This window comes from Candidatus Bipolaricaulota bacterium, assembly GCA_021159055.1.
Lineage (GTDB): Bacteria > Bipolaricaulota > Bipolaricaulia > UBA7950 > UBA9294 > S016-54.
Map to the genome: position 1 here is coordinate 1 of JAGGSO010000018.1, position 14682 is coordinate 14682.

Genomic DNA, 14682 nt, shown 5'->3' on the forward strand with positions numbered 1-14682 from the left:
CATCGGAGTGGAACGGTATCGAGAGGCGCTTAGAGCGGCTGAAAGAGTGCTTGCTCAAATTGGCTCCACTCGCGAACAAGAGGAGTGAAGAATTCGCCGACAACCCTTATCTGCGCGATATCGTGGAGCGGAATCTAGAGGTCGCGGCGCAGGCGTGCATCGACATCGCCAATCGGATCATCGCCTTGGAGCAGTTGGAGAAACCGTCCGATGCCCATGGTGCGATAGAGATGCTCGGGAAAGTCGGCGTGCTACCGCGTGAGTTTGCGGAGAAGCTCGCCCCGATCGCCGGTTTCCGAAACATCCTTGTGCACGAATATCTGGAGATCGACTGGGCCGAGATCATGAAGTATCTGAGTCGGCTGGACGATCTGCACGCGTTCATGGAGTACATCAAACGCTGGTTGAAAGAGAGAACCGGTTGAGATCCGCTGTCGTCCCCACGGTGTAGAACCCGCCGGCACAGCAGGAGACCGGGCCGCAGAACTCTGCTTCTCAGTATCCGAACCCTCCAGGATCCTCCCGGGAGGTGAACCACTAGGAAGTACAACCAGCGGGTTAGAGGATATACCGTGACAGGTCGGGGTCCTCGACGATTCCGGAAAGGCGTTTTAGCACGTAGTCACGGTCGATGGTGATCGTCTCACCGGAGTGCTCGTCGGCGGAGAAGGAGATTTCCTCCATGAGTTTTTCCATCACGGTGGACAGCCGCCTCGCTCCGATGTTCTCGGTCGTCTGGTTGAGCTCGTAGGCGATCCGCGCGATCTCCTCGATTGCGTCGTCGGTGAACTTGAGTGTCACCCCTTCGACGGCGAGCAGGGCCTGGTATTGCTTGACGAGCGCGTCCTTCGGCTCGCGCAGGATGCGCACGAAGTCAGCGGCAGTGAGGCTTGAGAGCTCGACGCGAATCGGGAGTCGCCCCTGCAGCTCGGGGATGAGGTCGGACGGCTTGGACATGTTGAACGCCCCGGCGGCGATGAACAGGATGTTTTCCGTGGTGACGGTCCCGTATCGGGTGCGGACGGTGGTCCCCTCGAGAAGCGGCAATAGGTCGCGCTGCACCCCCTGGCGGGAGACCCCGGGCCCGCCGGTCTCCTCCCGGCCCCCGGCGGCGATCTTGTCGATCTCGTCGATGAAGATGATCCCCATCTCCTCGGCGAGGTCGAGCCCGCGCTGGCGCACGTCCTCCATGTTGATCAGCCGGTCGAGTGCCTGGTCGAACAGGATCGGGCGGGCGTCCTTGATCCGCATCTTCCTCCGCTTGCGGGACGGGGGGAGGAGCCCGGAGAGCATGTCCCCCATGTCGATCCCCATCTGGTCCATCCCGTCCTGGGTGAACACCTCGATCTGGGGGATCATCTGCTCCTCGACCGTGATTTCAACCACACGCTCCTCGAGCTCGCCCTCCTGCAGCTTCTCCCGCAGCTTCTCCCTGGTCTTGCGCGCGCTCTCCCTCCGCTCGGGGTCGGTCTCCTCCGACAGGGGGAGGAGAGCATCGAGGAGCTCCTCGTCTACGAGCCTCTCCGCCTCCTCTTCGACGCGGATGACCTCCTCCTCGCGTACCATGTCGATCGCCATATCGACCAGGTCGCGCACCATCGATTCCACGTCCCGGCCGACGTATCCGACCTCGGTGAACTTGGTCGCCTCCACCTTGACGAACGGACAGGCGGTCAGCCGGGCGAGCCGGCGCGAGATCTCGGTCTTCCCGACTCCGGTCGGGCCGATCATCAGGATGTTCTTCGGCTTGATCTCCTCGCGGATCTCCCCTCTGACGAGCTGGCGCCGCATCCGGTTGCGCAGGGCGATCGCCACCGAGCGCTTCGCCTCGGCCTGACCGACGATGTACTTGTCGAGCTCGGCCACGATCTGCCGCGGTGTTAGACCGACCGGACCCGGGTCAGAGCGCTCGACAATCCCTGCCATCACCAGCTCACCTCCTCCAGGGTGATTCGCTCGTTGGTGTAGATATCGATCGCTGCGGCGATCTCGAGCGACCTTCTCGCCACCTCGACGATCGTGATCCCGCCGACAGACAAGAACGCCCGCGCTGCGGCAAGGGCGTACGGCCCCCCTGAGCCGATCCCGATCACCCCTTCGTCCGGTTCGAGGACGTCCCCCGCCCCGGAGATCATCAGCAGTCCCTCGGAGCTCGCCGCGACCAGGACCGCCTCCAGATGCCGCAACACCCGGTCGGTCCGCCACTCCTTGGTCAGCTCCACTGCCGAGCGTTTCAGGCGGCCGTCGTACTTGGCGAGCTTCCCCTCGAACTTGTCGAGCAGGGCGAGGCAGTCGGCGGTCGCACCGGCGAACCCGACGAGGACCTTGTCCTCAAACAGCCGATACACCTTCTTGGTGTTCGACTTTATCACCGTGGTATCCAGGGTCGCCTGCCCGTCGCTTGCGATGACGGCGCGGTGCTCGGCCTCGGAACGGATGGCAATGATCGTGGTGGATCTCAGATTTCGCATGGGCGCATCATTCTATCCCGCGCGGTCATCCCCTGCAACCGGATCGAACCGGCAGCCGGGGCAGAGATCCCCCTCCCCGAGGAAGACCGCACCGCACCGGGAGCAGCGCTTTCCTCCAGCGGCGAGGAGCGACTCCTCGCGCCGGCGCAGGGTGAGGTACAGCCGCTCGAACGAGCGGCGCAGCTTGCGATCGGAAATCGCCTTGAACAGATCGCGTGCCTCATCCCGCGCCTGCGGCGGGAGCTTCACCGGCGGCACCTCCCGCGGCGCGGAAAACCTTCCCGGGACGAACTTGATCTCTTCCACGAGCTGCTCACCACAGCGTTCGTTCAGGCGCGCGATGTAGTTTCCTCTGAGGAGAGCCAATTCCTGGGCGACACTCGGAGAGGAGACCTTTACCGTCAATCGCCCGCTGCGGAACTCCACCGCCTCAGTAAGCCGGGCGATCTGTGTTCCCACTACCGCTGGCCAAAGTGCAATCACGCGTTGGCGCTCGAATTCCTCAGCAAGGTTGTACCGTCGCAGTACTTCTTTTACCCAGTTCATGTAAAAGACTTGTGGGAGTAGCTGAGGGGACGTTTGTCTGTGGAAAACGCCGCGAATGTCGACTCGGTCCGGCTTGTCCCCTGTGGAAAACCCTGTGGATACCCTGTGTATAACTGTGGAAAACAGTGGACATCGGCTGTGGAGAACTTGGCCTGCGTTTTTCCACCTGACTTTTCCACAGGGAAGCGCTCTTTTCCACCCCTTTTCCGCCCCTTTTCCCCAGGGTTTTCCACAGGCTGGGGCGAAGTTTTCCCCGCTTGAAATCCGCTTTTTATGGGGTTTTTAGCGCTCAAGAGACTGTAAACCGGGCCCGCAGGGACTCCTCGATCTCCCGGATCTCGGCGTGGAGGAGCGGCATCTCCTCGATGAGGGACTTGATCTTCATGTAGGAGTGCATGATCGTCGTGTGATCGCGGTTTCCGAAGTGCCTTCCGATCGTGGGAAACGATTGGTTTGTCAGCTCGCGCGTGAGGTAGATCGCGATATGCCGCGCCTGGGAGATCTCCTTCTTGCGACTCGATCCCTCAAGGTCGCGCCGTTTCAGATGATACCTGGCTGCGACCTCGTCCTTGATGTGCTCCGCGGTCAGCCGCTCCCGCTTCCCCTCCTCGGGAAGGATATCCTCCAGCGTCTTTGGGGTAAGGGTAAGTCCTTCCAGTTCAGCGGAGGCGATCGCCTTGATCAACGCCCCTTCCAGGGCGCGGACGTTGGATGAGATCCGGCTTGCGATCAGTTCGAGGATTGAGTCGTCGACGGCGAGGCCGCGGTGCTGTGCCTTCTCGCGCAGGATCGCCATCCTGGTCTCGAAATCCGGAGGTTGAATATCGGCGACCAGCCCCCACCGGAACCGGGAAACCAGCCGCTCCTGCAGCCCGGAGAGCTCCTCCGGCGGGCGGTCGCTCGACAGGACGATCTGCTTCTCGCTTCCGTACAGCTCGTTAAACGTGTGAAACAGCTCCTCCTGCGTCGCTTCTTTCCCCTGGAGGAAGTGGACGTCGTCGATCAGGAGGAGGTCGATCCGTCGGTACTTCTCCCGGAACGCGGAGGTCGTGTTGCTTCGGATCGCGTTGATCAGTTCGATTGCGAACCGCTCTGAGGTCGTGTAGACCACTGCCATCGGCTCTCCGGAATTGAGGACGTAGTTTCCGATCGCCTGGAGGAGGTGAGTCTTCCCTAACCCGACGCTCCCGTAGATGAACAGGGGGTTGTACGCCTTCCCCGGCGCCTCCGCGACCGCCATCGACGCGGCGTAGGCGAGGTGGTTGTTCTTCCCGCGCACGAACTGCTCGAAGGTGTAGTCCGGGTTGAGCGGGAGGGTTTCTCCGCGTGGCCGTGCGGAGACAGCGTTCGGCTCGATCACCGGAGGGGCGAGGTCGTCCTCGGCAGCGGGGACGATCTCGAAATCGACCCGTAACCCGTCTCCACCGACCTCCTTTCCCAGGCGGTCGATGAGTTCACGGTAGCGGCGCTCGATCCCTCCCTTGGTGAAGCTGTCCGGAACGGCGACGACCAGGCTTCCGTTCTCCATCCGCAGCGGACGTGTCCCCCGGAACCACGTCTCGAAGCTGGCGCGGGGGATCTCCTGTTGCAATCCAGATAGGATGCTCTCCCAGACGGTCGCGGGATTGTCGTTCATCGGATGCCCCTCATCACTCAAGATAACGGATCGAACCCTCCCCCGTCAAGGGAAAGCCTGTGCCGAGGCCCAGATTCGAACTGGGGACACCGGCCTTTTCAGGGCCGTGCTCTACCACCTGAGCTACCTCGGCGCGGCGGGGACGACCGGATTTGAACCGGCGATCTCTGGAGTGACAATCCAGCGTCCTAGACCAGACTAGACCACGCCCCCGTAAACTCATGCCGCTGGGCGAGACAGGACTCGAACCTGTGACCTTCCGGATGTAAGCCGGATGCTCTCCCAGCTGAGCTACTCGCCCATTATATTTTCCACTCACTGGGTCCGCAAGCCTCAGCGTCCCCAAGGGGATTTGAACCCCTGCCGCCGGGATGAAAACCCGGTATCCTAGGCCGCTAGATGATGGGGACGGATTTCATGGGATGGGTCGTGCTGGATTCGAACCAGCGACTCCCTGATTAAAAGTCAGGTGCTCTAACCCCTGAGCTAACGACCCACTACTCCTCTGGGTCGTGCAGGACTCGAACCTGCAACCGACGGATTAAGAGTCCGTTGCTCTGCCAGTTGAGCTAACGACCCGAGCAATTCGATGTTAAAAGATACGCAGTTTCGTGTCAAGGTAAAGGGGGGATCACGAAGCACTTGCCCACCGGCGGGGCGGATTCTGCTTCCGCTGGTCGAGTTCGCCGCCCGCTTCGGTGGTGAGAAAACTCAACTCGTCCGGACAAACCGCCCCGCGCTTACGTGATCACCAGGCTCTCCTGCCGCACCCCTTTTAGACAGATAACCGCCTTAACTCGGATTAAAGGGGTACACCCATACTATCTTCCCAAGAGGGTCGACCTCGATCACCCGGTGGTTTCCGGAGTCTGAGATCAAAGTGTTTCCGTTTGACAAGCGGTCGGCCTCGTAGGGCATCTGCAGGTCGCGGAACTCCCACACTACATCGCCTTCTGGCGTTACTTCGATCACTCGCCCGTTCTTGGAGTCGGTGATCAGGGTGTTTCCGTTCGCCAATCTATCGGCGTCCCTGGGCCAGTTGAGCGCCCTTGCGCCCTGGGGGCAGTACTCCCAGACCACTTTTCCCGCCGGGGAGACCTCAAGGATACGGTTGTTGTTCGAGTCGGCGATGATGACATCGCCGTTGGGAAGGAGATCGGCGTTGTGCGGCGTGCGCAGGTGGGCCCCGTCATTGCCAGGGACGCTGGTCTCGCCGAACTGCCACTTCACCTGCCCAGAACGGTCGATCACCAGGACCCGGTGATTGTTCCGGTCGGTGATGAGGAAGTCACCGTCGGGGAGGTAATTGGCGTCGTTGGGATAATTCAGGTGCGACCCGTCGCTCAACTGGATGTCGCGCGTGTCCCAAAGGACCCGGCCGGTGGCGATCTCCACCTCGATCACGCGGTTGTTACCGGTGTCGGCGATCAGCACTCTCTTTCCGTCGGGGCTCAGCTCGGCATGATGGGGGAAATCAATCCCATCCGAATATTCCCATATCGTCTTTCCCGCGGCGTCCATCTCCACGATCTTTCCTCCCCGGGGCCCGAGGCCGCGCCGGTCCGGCGGACCGGCGCTCCCGTCCGTGATCAAGGTGTGCCCATTGGAGAGGCGCAGGACGGAGTGCGGAAGGGCAAGTGCCGCTTCTCCGCCGGTTGCTGACAACGGCTCGTCCAAGTTCGTTCTCCAGTCGTCGGTATAGACTCGATCGCTCAACTCCGCGGCCGCCGCGATCCGGAGGAACTCGTCCGGCGCCCCCTCGGGTTCCAATAGCTGGAGGATGTTGGAGTAGGTGACTTGGATGTCGGCGTCGTTGTCCACCAGGTCGGCCGGGCGCTTGAACACGGCCTGGACATAGGCCGCATCCGGGTTGAGTCTGATCCAGTCGATTCCGGCCTCCTGCCATCCCTGGTAGTGGAGGACGATGTGCGGGTAGTCGGGGGTGGCCTGGACGTGGTCCTTCACCGAGCCGATGACGATCGCCCGCAGGTTCGGGAGCTGTTCGAGCACCCGGGCGTAGTAGCGGCTCATGTCGCGGATCTCCCAGTAGGAGCGTGCCTCGTCCAGGGTGGCGACGTCCTCGGGCCAGGGATCGATGAGACCACGCGCGACGGCGGCTTCTAGGACAGCTGTAGAATAGACTCGCTTCTCCATCCCTGCGAACTCCCCGATGTAGGCTCCCAGGGTGTAGTCGGCGTCGTCGTAGGTGCCGTTGCCGTTGAGGTCGAAATAGAGCACTCCCTTCTCCCAGCTCCGCTGTGGCCCCCAGCCCATCGGGCTCGCTGAGGGGTCCCAGCGCAGGTTGGAATAATCCACGTCGCAGACCGCCCCGTCCGCGGTGAGGCGGCAGGAGCCGGGGATGTAGGCCGGATTCGGCTTGTTCCGCGAGCCGATATCCACGGTGGTGAACTGGACCCCAGCCGGATTCTCCCAACCGACATACCAGTCAACCTCCATCTTCTTTCCAAACAGTCCCATGGCCACCACCGCCGTGTTCCCTCCGTTGGATGAACCCACCAATCCCACCTGAATGATCGGGTATGGAATGAGATCAGTGATGGTGCAGCCGTTGTGGTCCGGGAGTTCCCCGCGCAGGAAACGGACTACGTCTCGGACGGCTGCGAGCGAAGCGAGGCCGCGGTGGTCGTAGGTTCCACCGGAGCGAGTCGCGCCGTCACCGCCGCCAGGGAACGCGAACAGCACCCGCACCAGTCCCTGTTCGATCCAGGGATCGATCGGTCCTTTCCGCAGTGTCACCGATCCGGTCGTGTCCGCTCCAGGAACGGCGACGACCGCTGGCGCTCCCGCTGGATAACGGGGCGTTTCCGGATAGATCAACTGCACTACTATCCCCTTGTCCGGGGCCGCCTCCGACGGGATCCAAGTGAGTACCGCCCAGCCTCCGGTGACGGGCTGGACCTGCTCTCTTGGGCAGGAGCTGTCTTCCGCTGCACTTCCGAGAGAGATCATTACCACCAAGAGCAACAGGGTGAACAGCGATACATTTCGTATGGTCACGTGCCTAACCTCCTTGGGTTGGTTTGAAAGTTAAATCAGGCTGTTTCATCGGCTGGACCGTTATGCGCTCAGCCTCGATCGCCTGTGAAGCAGTGGAGAAAGTGGATCCAAAAATGAGAAGGAAGAGGATCAGTAACTGTGGTTTCACTTTGCCCACCTGTACTTAAATTACACTTATAACCGCTGTAAGTTTCACTTTGGCAGATGAAGAAGAGTTGTTCGACTAAAACAGGGAGGCTAACATAATCGTGATGAACTGGGAAAGGGTGTGGAACGTCCTTAGATGGGTGCTGGCGGTGCTTGCCGCCGGTTTCGTCGGCCATTTCGGCCGCGTCCTCGCTGAATGGATCATCCACCGCCGCGCCCGGCGCACCGAGGCATCGTCCCCGGAGCGGTACGCAGCCGAACTGGAGAAGAAGCGAGTAAAGGCACAGATGAAGCTCGAGAAGAAGAGGATTAAGGCCGAGGCGAAGCGGAGAAAAAAGGAGGAATAGCTATTCCTCCTCTTCCTTCACTTCGATGATCTCCATCCCGTTGTAGTAACCGCAGTGCGGACAAGCGCGGTGGGGGAGCTTCGGCTCGTGACAATGTGGACACTCGGTCACCGCCGGGACGCGCATGCGCTGATGGGTCCGCCGTGCCCGCGCTTTCGCCCGTGAGGTCCTATATTTTGGTACAGCCATTTGTCATTCCTCCTGAGTATCATCCAGATGGGAGGAAGAGTTTAGCCGCTCTCCGGCGCGGGCGCAACCTCGTGGATGATCGTCACCGGCCCATCGTTCACGAGCTCGACCTCCATCTTCGCCCCGAACTCTCCGGTCTGGACCGGTATTCCCTCGTCTCGGAGCGCAGCGACAAACCTATCAAACAGCGGAGCCGCCTCCTCCGGCGGAGCGGCGGCGACGAAGCTCGGGCGCCGTCCCTTGCGCGTATCGGCGTACAGGGTGAACTGGGACACGGCGAGGACTTCCCCGCCGACATCGCGCAGGGACAGGTTCATCTTTCCGTTCTGATCCTCGAACACGCGCAGGGAAGCGATCTTGTCTGCGAGGCGGGATAGGTCGACTCCTGAGTCCCCGCGTCCGATCCCGACGAGGATGAGGAACCCGCGTCCGATCATGGCGATCGTCTTTCCATCCACTCGCACCGCGGCGCGGGAGACCCGCTGGATGACAAGGCGCACCTGGTCACTCCCCCTGCAGCCGGTCGGCGTACTCGATCAGCTTCTCCATCGCCGCGTCGCTCAGGGTGGCGGTCCGAGCGAGGAGGCGAAGTTCCAACCGTTCGCGCGTCATCCGCGCCTGCACCTGGTTGTGGAACGCCTGCTTCACCAGGCGGTGCGCGAGGCGGTTGGCGTCGCGGTCGATCAGATTCACCCGCCATTGGGGGAACGCATCGAGGAGTCCCTTTATCGTGTCGGCAAGGTGTTTCAGATGGGGCTTGCGCGTCTCGAATATCCCGTTGATGTGGTTCGCCAATCGCTGATCAGCAGTGAATAGGATCACCGACTTGGGAGAGTAGGAGAGGGCGGTGCGGCACCCTTCGAGCAACGCGCGGTACTCGGCGACCTCGGAGGTCGATCTCCCGATCAGGCGGGAGACCTCCTCGATCACGTTTCCGTCTTTATCGGTCACCGCGATCCCGATCCCGGCCTCGCCCGGCTCGCCGCGCGCCATTCCCTCCACGTAGACGAATAGCTTGTCCATCTGTGGGTCCACCAGGATTCGAACCTGGGACCGACCGGTTATGAGCCGGTTGCTCTGCCGCTGAGCTATGGACCCGGATGACTCTGACTATAGATAGCCGAAGGCGATCTGTCAAGAAAAGTCGGGTGGAGGAGCCCTCCATCGGCAGCGCAGGGCTTGACAACGGCGTGAAGCTGTGGTAGTTTAAGACGCCATGAACGCCAGAGGTAGAGCATCACTAGTCAGTCAGTACAGCGTTGAGCCTTCCTCTGGTTGCGTTTTCGCCGGCATGATGATGTTGGTGTCCGCCTGATCTAGCGTTCCTTTAGCTAGGTAGAGGCGGACGTTGAGGACTACAGGCTGAGCCTGTGGTCTTTTTTTGTTGTGGGGAGGTGATAGAATGATGTACATGTTTATATCAAGAAAATGAAAACAAGAATTCTAAATCACAGGAGGTTAATGATGAAAATAGTTGTTTCGTTGCTGGTTGTTGGATTGGTCATCGGTGTGAGTATCGCGGGGATAGGATCAGACGCGATCAAGGTCGGGGCACTGGTCCCGCTCTCTGGGTCGATAGCTCCGTACGGACCGCCGATCATCGACGGGGCGAAGCTCGCGGTGGAACAGATCAACGCTGCCGGCGGGGTACTGGGGAAGAAACTCGAACTCGTGGTCCGGGACACGGCGAGCTCCCCTGACGTCGGCCGGGACGCCGCGCGGAAGCTGGTCGAGCTCGATCGCGTGCCCGCGATCATCGGAGCGTTCTCCAGCGGGGTTACGCTCGCCGTCTCCAGCGTCACCATCCCGGCCGAGGTGGTCCTCATCTCGCCCGTATCCGTCTCGGCGGCCATCTCCGCATTGGACGACAACGACTACGTCTTCCGCACGATCGTGTCGAACGACGTCCAGGGGAAGGTCCTGGCCCGGCTGGCGCGGCTCCTTAACTACGACACCGTGTCGATCATCTACGTCAACAACGCCTACGGCAAGGACCTGACCGACGGGTTCACGAAGAGCTATACGCGCTACGGGGGAACGGTCGATGCAGCGGTCCCGTACGAACAGGACAAGCCCTCGTATCGGAGCGAGATAGGAAAGGCGATCGCGTCCAACCCCGAAGCCCTCCTTCTGATCTCCTACGCGGTCGACGGGCGGAAGCAGATCGTGGAGGCGATCGAGGCCGGATATCAGGGGAAATTCCTGTTCAGCTCATCCATGACGGGTAAAGAGGTGGCGCCAGGACCGGGGTGCATCTCGGCTAACGAGCCCGGGCCGATCGAAGGGGCGTTCGGGACCGCGCCGGCCGGGACGGGCTTTCACGTGGACCAGTTCAACGCCGACTTCACGGCGAAGTTCGGCTCGGTCAACGTCCCCCCGTTCTACTACCAGGCCTACGACGCAGCGATGCTGGTCGCCCTGGCGATCGAGCGTGCTGGCAAGGCGACTGGCGAGGCGATCCGCGACAACCTGCGCGCGGTGGCCAACCCACCGGGGGAGAAGATCTACTACGGCGAGTGGGCGAAGGCGATCGCGCTGCTCAATGCGGGGAAGGAGATCGACTACGAAGGGGTATCCGGCCCGGTCGACTTCAACGCAACGGGCGGGGTGACCGCCGAGATCCTGATCTGGCAGGTCAAGGGCTGCCAGGTCGTGCCGGTGTTGACCGTATCCGGTTGAGACTCAAACAGCATAAATCCTCCTCTTTGTGCGAACGGGGTGGCTGCAACGGTCACCCCGTTCTGTTTGCCGCGCATTTTTACTGAACTTACAGATCAATGGATTGAGTTATTTTACTCATGAGGGCGGGAACAAGCCTCGACGAAAGATAGCAGCTTTTTTGCGTCGCACGTTGTGTGCGATGGATCTTTTCTTCCTGTGGCAAGGCGGCACGCTGAATGAGGCACTGTCGAGGTACGCCCTCAAGGAAAGCGATATCTGCTCCGGACGCCGCTCAAGGGAGTGTACGGCAAAGTGCTGCCGGGAGCAGGGGGTAGCCATCCTGCTGTCGGTGCGGGAAGTAAAAGAAGAGCGTGGTGCCAAGACCTCAGCCCAGGCCCTGTAACACCCTTTAGAAAGCAACTTTGAATTTACAACTGTAGAAGATGGGTTATAAATAAATTTTCACAATGCGCGCGTCGCATTAATTTACGCATTACTGTCTATTTAATGCGCGATTAATGCGCGCCATCATTGAGTTGCTCTATTTGCTTCCATTCATGACGCGCCCCTCTGCCTCGCCCTGGAGGTTGTATTTCTGGGTTCTCCTTACGCAATTCTCTCATAAGACGGACAACCTGATGGCGGTCTAAGTGTGTAATCTGACGGATCTCTGCATTACTCAAACCGGGCTCTCTACGTTGAGCTCTTTGTTTAAGGACGCTCAACACCCGAGTCTTGGCAGCTTCCCAGTCAATGCGGCGGTTTCGCTCTGGATGGCCGAAAGCCGATAGACGTCGATGTAGATCGGGACGGAGTATCCAGTATGTACCTCGACCGGTTCCCCCGCGTTCCAGATAGCCCAGATCGAGCTCCATGCGGCTCAGAGTTTCTTTAGCATTGCTCTCCGATTGCTGGGTGATCCGGGCTGCAGTTGTCGTGTCAATTTCCGGATGCCTCAGGAGATATTGGATGATAAGGAGATCTTCCACCGTCAGGATGCGATTCTTGTCGGCTTCTTCTGCGACGAATAGACGAAATGAGATTGAGAGATCGCTGGCACGAAAGATAACCCGGACGGCCTCGCCTTCGTCAATGATCTCAGGTGGCTCTTTACCCTCAATGAGGAGTGCATGGTACATCCGGCGCACTCCGAGGTTACTGCGATTGACGAGGCGTAAGCGGGTTAGAGCATCTACCAAGGCCGGGTTCCGCGGGACAGGCTCATGCCGCAGGATATTTTCTGGCGTTATACCACCAGGAAGACCACCGGGATTGCTGATCTCGAGACGGTTACGGAACTGCTTGATCAGAATGGGGCCGTGAAGCCGGTAGTCGGCATGGACAAAGGCGTTTAGCAAAGCCTCCCGTAAAGCGATTTCGGGATAAGTCCTGATCTCAAAGTGAAACAAGCCTTGGCGAACGGTAGTAATCGGGTTATCGGCCATGATCCGATCAGAAATGCGCTCTAAAGCAATCGGAAGTGCATTATATCCATCTGCGCGGTCTGAATAGTCCGTATCGGAGACCATGCGCAGATGCGTCCAGACATACCCGGGAAAATGTTCGCGAATTGCGTCCTCTGTACCGATCAGCAAAACTCCCGCTCTCAACAAATGCCCATCGCGTATGAGCCCCAAAGAGGAAAGTAATTCCTGGTCGGGCCGGCGTAACAAATCATCCGGGGCGTTTTCCCGTCGAGCCACTTCTCGCAGACGCTCCATTGCTGCAGCGGAAATCATGGCTCTGGGTCTACCAGGAACAGAGGTAGCAGTGAAGTCGGTCTCACCGGTTTCCACCATCACACGACGTCGTAGCGTACCTGTAAGTGGTTGACAATCCGTTCCGACGCGGATCTTACCGAGTCCACTTGTGTCCGTGTAAGGAGGCAGCCCCGGATAGATCTGCATCACGATAAGTCGGCCTGTCCCTTCTGGTACAGAAAGCTCCTGGAATACCGGGGTAAGTTTGGGATCAGTGGAATCGTAAACGGCTTTCTTCAGGCGATTGATGTCCACTTCTGGAGGAACTCCGAGGATCGCTTTTGCACGTCCTACAGCCTTGTCGTTTATCCCGAAGACTACCGTTCCTCCTCCACCGTTAGCCATGCAGATGGCCATTTCAACAACGCGATCTATTGAACGTTTCATGCTCTGGAAGTTCCATTCTTTAAAATCGAGGTCTTGGTCTTCGAGGGAATCCGCGGGCTGATGTTCAAGTTTATCAAGGAGCGTTCGGATTTCGTTAAGTTCGCGCATTACAACCTCTCCTGAAGTTTTCGCGCACGTTTACCACTTTGCCAACGCCGTATGCCCTCATGTTTGTACGGTTTCATTTCTCTCATCCAGCGGCCGATAAATCCTGTATCGTGACATCAGATTTGTCTCATTCCCCAGTTTATGATCGTATATACTCACGAGCAATTTGCGGCAAAGAGATGCCGAAATCAGTATCTTTCCCAACGGATCCTGCCTTCATCGTACTGGGTGCGGGGCGGCTTGCCCTCGGCCGGGACGCCGATCGGGATGAGGGCGAACGCATAGAGATCGGCGGGAAGGCCGACGAGCGGGCGGATCGAATCCTGTTTCGCATCGTCCATCCCGCACCAGGTGGCGCCGAGCCCGAGGTTGGCCACCGCCAGGAGGAGGTTCTCCGTCGCTGCGGCCATGTCCTGGTCGAACCACTTATACCCCTTCTTCCTCCCGAACGGGATCACGACCGCACCGGCGTCAACCCCGAAGTTTGCGTACGGGTGCGCAAGACAGAGCTTTTTGATCTTCTCCTTCTCGGTGACCACGATGAACTCCCACGGCTTGGCGTCGTTCGCCGACGGGGCGGCCATCGCCGCCTTCAGCGCCGTGATGAGCGCCTCCCGCGGGACCGGGTCTCCGGTGAACTTGCGGATCGACCTGCGCTTGGTGATGAACTGCAGAACGTCGGTCTCCATATTTAAACCTCCGGTTGCAAGTCTCGACAATACTTTACCGGGGAAGAGTCCCGCACGCGAATCCTTGCCTCGTCCTGTGATGGGAGTATCATCGCCTCAGGGAGGAGATGAAGAATGAACAACAAGCTATTGATCCTCGCGGTGATCGCGGCCGCCGTCGCCCTGCTCCTCGTCGGGCTCCCCCAGCGTACAACCGGGCCGAGCTGCCCGGGCGGGGGGGAGATCACCCCGATCCACACGATCCAAGGGGCAGGAGCGCGGAGCCCGCTCGTCGGGAATACGGTGACCGTCTCCGCAGTAGTGGTGGGGGACTTCCAGGGGAAGGATCACCTGAACGGGTTCTTCCTTCAGGAGGAGGACCAAGACGCGGATTCAGATCCCGCTACCTCGGAGGGGATCTTCGTCTACGACCCCGGTGATCCGGTCGACGTCCGACTCGGGGACCACGTCTGCGTCACCGGGACGGTCGCCGAGTACAAGGGCCTGACCGAGCTTAAGGACGTCACGAGCGTGGCGGTGCGCGGGCGCGCATCCCTGCCACACGCCGCGCGGGTGAGCCTCCCCATGCCGGACGAGGACGCGTTCGAGCCGGTCGAAGGGATGCGGGTGTTCTTTTCCCAGCGGCTGACGGTGACCGACGTTTACAACCTCGGTCGCTACGGCGAGGTCACCCTGTCCTCGCACCGGCTGTTCGCTCCCACGGAGATCGCTGCGCCGGGGCCT

Annotated in this window: 14 protein-coding genes and 7 tRNA genes; 4 read left to right on the plus strand and 17 right to left on the minus strand. The window is 60.1% G+C overall.

What is annotated here, in order from left to right; translation table 11 throughout:
- Positions 1–17: 17 nt before the first annotated feature.
- Positions 18–425, plus strand: coding sequence for a DUF86 domain-containing protein (locus J7J55_01025; GenBank protein ID MCD6141296.1), 408 nt, complete (start codon positions 18–20; stop codon positions 423–425).
- Positions 426–558: 133 nt separating this feature from the next.
- Here J7J55_01025 and hslU read toward each other — a convergent pair whose 3' ends face one another.
- The 11 genes from hslU to J7J55_01080 all read right to left on the minus strand — a co-directional run bounded on the left by hslU (position 559) and on the right by J7J55_01080 (position 7671).
- Positions 559–1926: an ATP-dependent protease ATPase subunit HslU gene (gene hslU / locus J7J55_01030; GenBank protein MCD6141297.1), complete on the minus strand. Its 1368-nt coding sequence runs from the start codon at positions 1924–1926 to the stop codon at positions 559–561.
- On the minus strand, positions 1926–2471 hold the full coding sequence (gene hslV, locus J7J55_01035; protein MCD6141298.1) for an ATP-dependent protease subunit HslV: 546 nt from the start codon (positions 2469–2471) through the stop codon (positions 1926–1928). The genes hslU and hslV overlap by 1 nt, the downstream gene beginning before the upstream one ends.
- A gap of 12 nt (positions 2472–2483) precedes the next feature.
- On the minus strand, positions 2484–3017 hold the full coding sequence (locus J7J55_01040) for a DUF721 domain-containing protein (protein MCD6141299.1): 534 nt from the start codon (positions 3015–3017) through the stop codon (positions 2484–2486).
- A gap of 289 nt (positions 3018–3306) precedes the next feature.
- A complete protein-coding gene (dnaA, locus tag J7J55_01045) occupies positions 3307–4653 on the minus strand; it encodes a chromosomal replication initiator protein DnaA (protein MCD6141300.1) in 1347 nt (448 codons plus the stop codon).
- A gap of 60 nt (positions 4654–4713) precedes the next feature.
- Positions 4714–4786, minus strand: a tRNA-Phe gene (locus tag J7J55_01050).
- Positions 4787–4790: 4 nt separating this feature from the next.
- A tRNA-Asp gene (locus J7J55_01055) sits at positions 4791–4866 on the minus strand.
- A 15-nt stretch (positions 4867–4881) separates the two neighbouring features.
- Positions 4882–4954 (minus strand) — tRNA-Val (locus tag J7J55_01060).
- Positions 4955–4990: 36 nt separating this feature from the next.
- A tRNA-Glu gene (locus J7J55_01065) sits at positions 4991–5063 on the minus strand.
- A 13-nt stretch (positions 5064–5076) separates the two neighbouring features.
- Positions 5077–5149, minus strand: a tRNA-Lys gene (locus J7J55_01070).
- A gap of 10 nt (positions 5150–5159) precedes the next feature.
- Positions 5160–5232 (minus strand) — tRNA-Lys (locus tag J7J55_01075).
- A gap of 213 nt (positions 5233–5445) precedes the next feature.
- Complete coding sequence (locus J7J55_01080; protein ID MCD6141301.1) at positions 5446–7671, minus strand: NHL repeat-containing protein; 2226 nt, start codon at positions 7669–7671, stop codon at positions 5446–5448.
- Positions 7672–7922: 251 nt separating this feature from the next.
- Here J7J55_01080 and J7J55_01085 point away from each other — a divergent pair, with 251 nt between their 5' ends.
- On the plus strand, positions 7923–8165 hold the full coding sequence (locus J7J55_01085) for a hypothetical protein (GenBank protein ID MCD6141302.1): 243 nt from the start codon (positions 7923–7925) through the stop codon (positions 8163–8165).
- On the opposite strand, the gene rpmF is transcribed toward J7J55_01085, so the two are convergent.
- The 4 genes from rpmF to J7J55_01105 form a co-directional block, all read right to left on the minus strand.
- Positions 8166–8354: a 50S ribosomal protein L32 gene (gene rpmF, locus J7J55_01090; protein MCD6141303.1), complete on the minus strand. Its 189-nt coding sequence runs from the start codon at positions 8352–8354 to the stop codon at positions 8166–8168. It lies immediately after the preceding gene.
- Positions 8355–8395: 41 nt separating this feature from the next.
- Positions 8396–8854: a D-tyrosyl-tRNA(Tyr) deacylase gene (dtd, locus tag J7J55_01095; GenBank protein MCD6141304.1), complete on the minus strand. Its 459-nt coding sequence runs from the start codon at positions 8852–8854 to the stop codon at positions 8396–8398.
- A 4-nt stretch (positions 8855–8858) separates the two neighbouring features.
- Positions 8859–9377, minus strand: a complete 519-nt coding sequence (locus tag J7J55_01100) for a ribonuclease HI family protein (GenBank protein MCD6141305.1) — start codon at positions 9375–9377, stop codon at positions 8859–8861.
- Positions 9378–9380: 3 nt separating this feature from the next.
- Positions 9381–9452: transfer RNA gene (locus tag J7J55_01105), tRNA-Ile, on the minus strand.
- Positions 9453–9818: 366 nt separating this feature from the next.
- Between J7J55_01105 and J7J55_01110 the strand changes: the two genes are divergently transcribed.
- Positions 9819–11033 (plus strand): ABC transporter substrate-binding protein, encoded by a 1215-nt coding sequence (locus J7J55_01110; GenBank protein MCD6141306.1) that lies wholly within the window; start codon positions 9819–9821, stop codon positions 11031–11033.
- Between the two features lie 497 nt (positions 11034–11530).
- Here the strand turns inward: J7J55_01110 and J7J55_01115 are convergent, their stop codons facing one another.
- The gene (locus J7J55_01115; protein ID MCD6141307.1) at positions 11531–13270 is read right to left on the minus strand and encodes a putative DNA binding domain-containing protein; all 1740 of its coding nucleotides are present in this window, start codon (positions 13268–13270) and stop codon (positions 11531–11533) included.
- Positions 13271–13458: 188 nt separating this feature from the next.
- Entirely contained in the window at positions 13459–13959 is a 501-nt protein-coding gene (locus J7J55_01120; GenBank protein MCD6141308.1) for a nitroreductase family protein, read from the minus strand.
- Between the two features lie 114 nt (positions 13960–14073).
- Between J7J55_01120 and J7J55_01125 the strand changes: the two genes are divergently transcribed.
- The coding region (locus J7J55_01125) for a hypothetical protein (protein MCD6141309.1) at positions 14074–14682 on the plus strand (609 nt) is incomplete at its 3' end.

Coding starts and splice junctions, on each gene's coding strand:
- hslU (MCD6141297.1), bottom strand. CDS start 1,926: ATGGCAGGGATTGTCGAGCGCTCTGACCCGGGTCCGGTCGGTCTAACA.
- hslV (MCD6141298.1), bottom strand. CDS start 2,471: ATGCGAAATCTGAGATCCACCACGATCATTGCCATCCGTTCCGAGGCC.
- J7J55_01040 (MCD6141299.1), bottom strand. CDS start 3,017: ATGAACTGGGTAAAAGAAGTACTGCGACGGTACAACCTTGCTGAGGAA.
- dnaA (MCD6141300.1), bottom strand. CDS start 4,653: ATGAACGACAATCCCGCGACCGTCTGGGAGAGCATCCTATCTGGATTG.
- J7J55_01085 (MCD6141302.1), top strand. CDS start 7,923: ATGAACTGGGAAAGGGTGTGGAACGTCCTTAGATGGGTGCTGGCGGTG.
- rpmF (MCD6141303.1), bottom strand. CDS start 8,354: ATGGCTGTACCAAAATATAGGACCTCACGGGCGAAAGCGCGGGCACGG.
- J7J55_01100 (MCD6141305.1), bottom strand. CDS start 9,377: ATGGACAAGCTATTCGTCTACGTGGAGGGAATGGCGCGCGGCGAGCCG.
- J7J55_01110 (MCD6141306.1), top strand. CDS start 9,819: ATGAAAATAGTTGTTTCGTTGCTGGTTGTTGGATTGGTCATCGGTGTG.
- J7J55_01115 (MCD6141307.1), bottom strand. CDS start 13,270: ATGCGCGAACTTAACGAAATCCGAACGCTCCTTGATAAACTTGAACAT.
- J7J55_01120 (MCD6141308.1), bottom strand. CDS start 13,959: ATGGAGACCGACGTTCTGCAGTTCATCACCAAGCGCAGGTCGATCCGC.